Annotated in this window: 9 protein-coding genes and 1 pseudogene; 3 read left to right on the forward strand and 7 right to left on the reverse strand. The window is 32.2% G+C overall.

Annotated elements, in window-relative coordinates; all coding sequences use genetic code 11:
- Positions 1 to 62: 62 nt before the first annotated feature.
- Positions 63 to 638 (reverse strand): hypothetical protein, encoded by a 576-nt coding sequence (locus tag ACMZ6Z_RS08605; protein WP_416132141.1) that lies wholly within the window; start codon positions 636 to 638, stop codon positions 63 to 65.
- A gap of 22 nt (positions 639 to 660) precedes the next feature.
- Between ACMZ6Z_RS08605 and ACMZ6Z_RS08610 the strand changes: the two genes are divergently transcribed.
- Together ACMZ6Z_RS08610 and ACMZ6Z_RS08615 are read left to right on the forward strand one after the other, a co-directional pair.
- The gene (locus ACMZ6Z_RS08610) at positions 661 to 888 is read left to right on the forward strand and encodes a transposase (protein WP_416132142.1); all 228 of its coding nucleotides are present in this window, start codon (positions 661 to 663) and stop codon (positions 886 to 888) included.
- A 62-nt stretch (positions 889 to 950) separates the two neighbouring features.
- A pseudogene (locus ACMZ6Z_RS08615) lies at positions 951 to 1409 on the forward strand (transposase); the annotation flags it as partial.
- A 262-nt stretch (positions 1410 to 1671) separates the two neighbouring features.
- Here ACMZ6Z_RS08615 and ACMZ6Z_RS08620 read toward each other — a convergent pair.
- The 6 genes from ACMZ6Z_RS08620 to ACMZ6Z_RS08645 form a co-directional block, all read right to left on the reverse strand.
- On the reverse strand, positions 1672 to 2358 hold the full coding sequence (locus tag ACMZ6Z_RS08620) for an ABC transporter permease (protein ID WP_416132143.1): 687 nt from the start codon (positions 2356 to 2358) through the stop codon (positions 1672 to 1674).
- Positions 2336 to 3073: a lantibiotic ABC transporter permease gene (locus tag ACMZ6Z_RS08625; RefSeq protein WP_416132144.1), complete on the reverse strand. Its 738-nt coding sequence runs from the start codon at positions 3071 to 3073 to the stop codon at positions 2336 to 2338. The genes ACMZ6Z_RS08620 and ACMZ6Z_RS08625 overlap by 23 nt, the downstream gene beginning before the upstream one ends.
- Positions 3066 to 3767 (reverse strand): ABC transporter ATP-binding protein, encoded by a 702-nt coding sequence (locus ACMZ6Z_RS08630; RefSeq protein ID WP_416132145.1) that lies wholly within the window; start codon positions 3765 to 3767, stop codon positions 3066 to 3068. The genes ACMZ6Z_RS08625 and ACMZ6Z_RS08630 overlap by 8 nt, the downstream gene beginning before the upstream one ends.
- Before the next feature lie 190 nt (positions 3768 to 3957).
- Positions 3958 to 5301, reverse strand: coding sequence for a sensor histidine kinase (locus tag ACMZ6Z_RS08635; RefSeq protein WP_416132146.1), 1344 nt, complete (start codon positions 5299 to 5301; stop codon positions 3958 to 3960).
- A complete protein-coding gene (locus tag ACMZ6Z_RS08640; protein WP_416132147.1) occupies positions 5279 to 5977 on the reverse strand; it encodes a response regulator transcription factor in 699 nt (232 codons plus the stop codon). The genes ACMZ6Z_RS08635 and ACMZ6Z_RS08640 overlap by 23 nt, the downstream gene beginning before the upstream one ends.
- Positions 5978 to 6017: 40 nt before the next feature.
- Positions 6018 to 7391 carry a S8 family peptidase gene (locus ACMZ6Z_RS08645; protein ID WP_416132148.1) on the reverse strand — a complete coding sequence of 458 codons (1374 nt, stop codon included), beginning with the start codon at positions 7389 to 7391 and terminating at the stop codon, positions 6018 to 6020.
- 245 nt (positions 7392 to 7636) lie between these two features.
- Here ACMZ6Z_RS08645 and ACMZ6Z_RS08650 point away from each other — a divergent pair, with 245 nt between their 5' ends.
- Positions 7637 to 7897, forward strand: coding sequence for a transposase (locus tag ACMZ6Z_RS08650; protein ID WP_416132149.1), 261 nt, complete (start codon positions 7637 to 7639; stop codon positions 7895 to 7897).
- The last annotated feature ends 118 nt before the right edge of the window (positions 7898 to 8015 follow it).

Genomic DNA, 8015 nt, shown 5'->3' on the forward strand with positions numbered 1-8015 from the left:
GTTGTTGGAATGGGGAAATAAAAAGAGAGCATAAGGCTCTCTAAGGTATGAGATCATATTACTTATCTTTTTTTCTTGTTACACTCATTCTTATATTTTGCGGAAGATTTCAAAATATATGTTTGACTCTTGGAGTCATCTTTAATATATAAGACTCCAGGTCTTTCATATTTCCCAACAACATTGTTCTTATTATCTTTAATTTCCATTGACACATTATTGACTGTATATTCTTCTTTATCACGCACAATGATATTATTTTTGAACTCTAATTTCTTAGACTGATCACAAGTAATATTCCCATTTTTTACATGAATTGAAATATACTCTCCTCTGAGATGTTTATTGATGCACAAATTAGTATACAAACATCCAGATAAGACCATGACTATTATAAGTGGAAACAATAATACAGATTTTTCTGGCTGGTTGAGTAATTTATACCCATTGATTTTATCCCTATTGGGCAATTGTTTTAGAATACTAGAATTAAATCTAACATAATAATCTTTCTCTACTTTAAAAATGTCATCTGTTATTGGTCTTATTTTTTTACTTTCGGATATATTTGATGTGAGTATATCTTTTGCAGATAAATATAAACTTTTATTGTTATGATTATAAGAACCTGTATTCACAAAAAAATGTTAAACTAAAGATATGACACGAAAAGCATATCATACTGATTTAACCGATCAAGAATGGGCTCAACTTGAACCCTATTTCGCCAAACACGGCACCTATAAATGGTCTAAACGAGAACTCGTGAACGCAACCTTGTATATCACTAAAACAGGCTGCCAATGGCGCATGCTCCCTCATGATTTTCCTCCTTACCCAACTGTCTGGAGTTTCTTTCGTCGTGCCAAGGAGAGCGGACCATTTTGACGGAACTGGTTAAAAAAAAGCGATTGAAAGCCGATAGAGCAGCCACTCCAACCGATGCTATCATTGATTCTCAAAGCGTGAAAACAACAGATGTTGCAGAGGAAAGTGGGATTGATGGCGATAAAAAAGTCAAAGGGAGGAAGCGCCACATTGTTGTTGATACCATGGGAAATCTTCTTGATGTAGTGGTTCATGCAGCTAATTTGCACGACACAAAATCAGGCTTTTTAGTAGCTCGCAAAGTGATGGTAACATTCCCAACCATCAAGGCTTTTTCAGGCGATGCTGGTTATCGGAAAAGTTTTGAGGAGATGATAATGGGGGAATTTGGTTGCCTGGTAGATATTTCTGAAAAAATTAAGGGTAGCTGGCAAATCATTCCCAAACGTTGGGTTGTTGAGCGAACTTTTGCTTGGTTGAACCACTCTCGAAGATTAGCTAAAGATGTTGAAAAGTCCGTATCATCAGAGGTTGCTTTTGTCAAACAATCACACATTAGTCGGCTTTTAAGGGTTTTATAATTTTGTGAATACAGGTTCTTAGAATGCATGAAATATTTATACTGATACTCTGGACAATTAAATAAAAAGATAGTTGACCAATGAAACTGCTGAAAAAGTCTGATATTTTTAAAATATCATGAACAATACTGTCTTGAAAAGATAATAAAATAGACATAAAAAGCGGATGATTTGCAATCTTTAGATTTCAAAATATGCTGTCATTCGCTTTTTATCTATTGAATTTTGTTGTATTCTACTCTTTTAGTGACCTCTAACCAATTTACCTCTTTTTACATATTTTTTGAATTTCAACATTATTCATAACAGCTAAATTACAAAAATACGATAATATGATAAAACCAATTAAGTATACTAGAATCATAAAAATTTCATTTTTCCCAATTTCTAGAATCATATTAACAGGTAAAACGATAGGCAACCAGAAGATATTTAAAAATACTTTATTGGTTGCAAATATAATAAACAGACATTCAATAAAAGAAATTACTAGATTCCCTCCCTTTCCCATGATAAGACTAAATAACATATGTAAATGGTTAAGTAAGACTAATAATAACCAAGTAATCACACCAACATACACAAAGTAAGAGAGTCTATTAAATTCAACTCCTACCACTATCCAAACTGGAACTCCCAGTAAAACCATAAGTAAGTCTGTCGAAATAAGCTTTATTCCCCAAATAATTCTACTATTTTTTTCGCTTTTTATATTTTGAAAGAAATTTGCTTTTTCCTCTTGTTCATGAAGAAAAATAGAGAAAATTGATGCTAATATACAATATCCTAACATAGGTAAAAAAATGATATTTTCAATTACAACTGAATTATTTGTAAACTGTAAATAAAGAGGAATTGTGAATAATTGAATAATTGATAAAATTAAAATAAGATTTAAAGTAAGAGAGCCTTTCAACTTTAGCAACTCACTTTTTAGAATTTTGTTCATTAGTTATCCTCCACTTCAACAAACTAAGGAAACTCACAAAAACTAAGATTGAAAGAGATACTGATATTAAAATTGTCGATATTTCAAATCCACTTAATGCTGCCTCTAAATCACCTGAGGGTTTTAAATGTAAAAGAGCATAAGCAATTTTATAGTGATAAGTATAAGGAAATATGAACCAAACCGATGTCTGAGCTATTAGAGGAGCAACTAATAAGCAAATAAGAGAATTTGTAGCCAACAACAAGTAGGGATTTATCCACTTTGCTAGAAAATATAATAGTGGTAATACCCAAGCAGAAGAAACACCAATAAGTAATAAACAAATCAAATCTTTACCAATGTCTACTGACATCACACCTGAAAAAAGAAATGAGATGCCATAAAATATTATCGTAAAAATAAAGGTTGAAATCAAAACATCCTTGAACTTCAACAGTATTTTCGCTAAATAAATAGTAAACGTATATCTACCCAAGCTAATATTTTGAAACGCACCTGCATTCTCCTCCGCGCTATAATCAGCTAAAAACAATAACCCAAGGAGAGTGAAAAGGAATCCTCCCTCCCACCAATAAATTGAAAAACTTTCTAAATTGAGAGGTCCTGCTAGTATGAAAGCTATAAAAATTGCTAGCAAAGGAATAAGGATTAGTAATTTTTTATCAGAACTAGATTTTTGCTTCAGCCACTCAGATTTAAAAATCTTAGTCATTTCCATCACCTCCATAAACAATTCTAAAGAATAGGTTTTCTAAATCATTTGAATTCTTATTAATATCATCGTAAAAAATCTTGCCCTGATTCAGTATAACGATTTGATCCGCAATTTTGCTGACTTCACTTAGTTGATGGCTGGACAAGAGGACTGTCATTCCAGATTTTTTTAGATCCCTAATTAAATTTAGCAATTCTTTTATCCCATCTGGATCTAGACCATTAGTTGGCTCATCTAAAATTAATAAATCAGGATTGGTAATAATTGCCATTCCTAAACCAAGTCGTTGCTTCATTCCTAATGAAAAGTGCCCTGCCTTCTTTTTTCCAGTATCAGATAAACCAACCAACTGAAGTACCTCATAAATTCTTTCATCTGGAATATCATGTAGCAATGCTCGTGTTTTTAAATTGTCAAATGCAGAAAGATTCAAATAGATAGCAGGAGATTCAATCAACGCTCCAATATCAAATCTATTTTCTTCTACAATATCCTTATGCTTTCCATTGAAAATGACTTCTCCACTATCAGCTCTTTCTAACCCAAAAAGAATTTTCATAATGGTGGATTTCCCAGCCCCATTTACTCCCAGAAGACCACAAATAGTACCTTCTTCAATTTTAAATGAAACGTCTTTTAAAACCTCTTTGTCTTTATAGCTTTTTCTTAGATTTTGAATGATAACTTCCATTTTTTCTGCCTCCATTTCTTTTATTATAATACAAAAGAAATTTCAGTCTTTGTTCAGAAAAAAGATTGAGCAAAAAGTCGATATCTAATTGATTTTTTCAAATTTTCGAAACAAAAAACCGCATAAAATCAACGTTTGTAAATGAAAGATTTCATGCGGTTTTGTTTATATTAGGCTTTTTGACCAGCCCCTAAAATTTTTTAATTAATAAAGTGACCTGTGCACCACCATTTTGTGGATTTGAGAGTATTAATTGACCTTGATGTCTCATAGCTATCTTTTGAGCAAATGAAAGTCCTATTCCGTAATGCTTATCATTTCTTCCTTTATTCTCTGTGTAAAAAAGTTTTCCTCCATCTTTAAGAGACTCTTCTGTAAATGGTAAACCATTATTCCAAATCTCAAAACTGATAAAGTTAGAACTTTCAGATATAGTCAGTACCACCTTGCCCTCTTCTGAACAAAATCTAGTCGCATTAGATAAGATATTTATCAAAGCTCGATCTAAGTTGAGACGATTTCCTTTAATCACTCTGGTATGGGATTCATTAACTATTTGAAAATTAATTTTTTTTGAAGACATAATATCTCGACATTCTAATGATAATTCATCAAGAAATTTTGCTAATTCAATATCTTCCTGATAATTCTTATCCTCAATTAGCAACCTTGAGTAATTAACCATTGAATTAAAATACTTTTCAAATATACCAACACTATGATTCATGGAGGACATAAAATCTAATTGTTTTTCATCTAGATTAGTCATCTCAAGCAACTCGATATTCCCCTTTAAAACAGTTAATGGTGTTTTAATATCATGTGCTAATGCAGCAACTTGAAATGACAAATCTTCTTTATCTTTTTTCTCCATTTCTAATAACTTTGTCAACTCTTCGTCTTTTTGATAAAGCGTCAATAAAATGTTATTACATTCTAGGATTTCAGTTTCTTTACGTCCAATATCCATTCCTGGTATTCCTATATTCAGAGATATTTTTTCAATTAAACGAAAATTTTTTGTAAATTCTCTTAAGAGCCTGATAACGGAGATAGAGATGAGTAGTAATTCTAGCACTATAAAAAACAAATAAGAGACTAAATTATAGGAAATATGTCGAAAGTTTCGATTTACAAATTCGGGCATTGTTGGTCTTCTGATAACCAAAATAAAATCTGAGTTTTCATATTCTGTAAACAATATAGAACCCTCGCTAACCGAACTTCCAGTATCAAAAACTTCTTTATAATGTTGTAAATCCTGTTTTTGATATTTTCCAGAGACCAATTCGCCATTATCGCTATCAAACAATACATAATCAAAGACAGAGTAATCCATTTGATTCTTAATACCGTTAGCAGATTTACTATCACTAATTGAAATATGATAGTCTGTTCCATATGTATTCAACTGACCTGTAAAAATAAGAACGTAGCTCAATACAAGCAACATAATAACATTTGCAACTGTACCAATCACTATTTCAAGAACTGTCCTTAAAATCCGCTTATTAATTGAATACCTTTTCATCATTCCACTTATATCCCATCCCCCTTATTGTTTTAATGGGATTAATTCCATAGGGACCAAACTTGACTCTAATTTGATAAATATATTCCGAAATTGAACGAAATAATGCATCTGCTTCATCATCATAGACACATTCATAGATTTCTTCTCTTGTATAAACCTTATTTGTCTTACTAGATAATAGCTCTAAAATATCATATTCCCTTTTAGTAAGAGAAATAGCTTCACCATTAACACACACGAGTTTTTCTTGAAGATAAAATGTTAGTGGAAGTAATTCTCGAATAACAGATTCATTAGATTCAGCATTTCTATAACGTTCTTCTCGTTTTAAATGCGCTGCAACCTTGGCAACTAGTTGATTAACACCAAATGGCTTTGTGATATAATCGTCACCACCAAGATTTAAGCCAGATACAATATCATCTTCAGAATCTTTTGCACTGACAAAAATAATCGGAGAGGATACTGATTTACGAATCTGTTTACAGATTTGCAGACCATCAACATTTGGCATCATAACATCAAGCAATATTAAATCAAATCCATCAAAATCACTTATTTTTATAGGAAGCCTAACTTCTTGATAAGTCGTCACATTATAGTTTTTCATTTCTAAAATTGTTCGCATCAATTTTACAATTTCAAAATCATCATCAACTACCAAAATCTTATACATACTAGGTACCTCTTTTATCTCATACTACTATTTTACACTATTATTGCACAAAATTTGTAATATTTAGTAGCCTAATTTGTCCATTGTTTCCATTATTACTAAGAAAACAATTATCATATAAAATTCGAATAGCTTCATCTAGTTGGTCCTTCAAATTATACTTTTCTATAATCAATCCTAAAGCTGCAGAGACTTTAGGAGTCGAAATTGAAGTCCCATATGCATATGTATACTTTCCTTCAAGCGTTGGAACAAGAATCCATTCTTTTTCATATAATTTATCAGCTACCCATTTATCATATCCTACTTTAGAAAGCGCTTGACTTCCACCTCCTGTTGCATAGATATCGATGTCGCCATTCCCTTGATTTGAGAAACTAGATACAAGATCGTTATCATCTACTGAACCAACTGTAACAACATTGTCTAATTCAGCCGGAATATCTTGTACAGTTCCATCAACTTGACTATAATCTTTTCCTCTTAAACTACCAAGGTAGTTTTTTAATTCATCTTGATTCTGTAAATCCATCCCTTCATCACCTACTGAAGCAACGACAACGGAACCTTGATTATGAGCATAATTAATTGCCCGTTGATAGATATTGATCAAAGCTGTATCATCATCTTCATCAGTGGAATCTCTTAACAAATATTCTCCTAAACTAAGGTTAATAACATCAACATCATCTTTTGCTGCTTGAATGAGCGCTTTGAGAATCCATTGGTCTTGAGCATTCCCTTCATCAAAAACACGATACATTCGTATTTTCATGTCAGGTGCTATCCCTAAATATTCTCCACTTGATGAAATTTGTCCCACAACAGAGGTCCCATGCCCAATTTTATCTACAACATTTTGGTTATCAACTATTCCTGTTTCCAAATCTGATGTGAAATTTTGTACTGAAATAATGTGTGAATAAATATCTGGATTATCATATGTAATACCAGAATCTATTACACCAATTGTTGCTTTACCAGAGGACTTATGTTGAAATTTACTTCCAGTACTAATACTCTTTTGCATATCCCACTGATTTCCCCAAAAATCTAAATTAGTATTTGTATAAACCTTGTCCCCATACAAATAAGTAATATTAGGCTTTACAGTCATAGTATTATCTATAACTATGTCATCAATATAATTAGAGTTTTCTTTTTTTATTGTATCTTCACTTTTTTCGGTAGAAATAGTTAAAAAATTTATTTCAGGTATTTTATCAGTAACTTTAATTCCTTGACTTTGTAAAACATCTTCTACATCCTCAATAGATTTATTTTCACTAACTAAAACATTATAACTAATATCCTTATTTTCATTAGCACCTACTCCTGATGACACAGAACCGCTAGCTAATATAACAATAAACAATGATATAAAAACATTCGACAATAAGCCTATCTTTTTCATAATATCATCTCCTTAGTTTTTTATTCCTTTTTATCAATTTTATTTCAGAATTTCTTCAGAGTACTCAATATTTGGTATCAATAAATCCGAAAAATGCTATTCTTTCACATTTTTTTCACTGTGTTCAAATTTTAGTTCATCCTTGCTTGAGTCTATTTCATTTAAAATTTTGACAAACTTTTCCAACCTCCTTATTAAATACTCATAATCATGTGGTCTTTACGATTGAGAAAGTGGTGAATGCCTTGGAGGATAGTCACTTCCGCACCTTCTATCATGACTTTGGTCGTCCGTCTTATCATCCCAAAATGCTTCTATCTGCGCTCCTGTTCGCCTACTCACAAGGCGTTTTCTCTGGTCGCAAAATCGAGAAACTGATGGTGGAGAACCTCGCCATGCAGTATTTGACCGGGCAATTGGTGGTGTCCTACCGCACCATCAATCGCTTCCGTGTCGCTGCTGGTATGGAGGAGGTGATGCGTGACCTCTTCATTGAGTTGAACTGACGCTTAAAAATGGCAGAGCTAGTCACCTTGGATTGCCTCTTTATTGACGGCACCAAGATCGAAGCCAATGCCAACAAATACAGCTTTGTGTGTAAAAAGGCAACAGAAACGTTTTCAG

Source organism: Streptococcus pluranimalium (assembly GCF_047785705.1).
Lineage (GTDB): Bacteria > Bacillota > Bacilli > Lactobacillales > Streptococcaceae > Streptococcus > Streptococcus pluranimalium_A.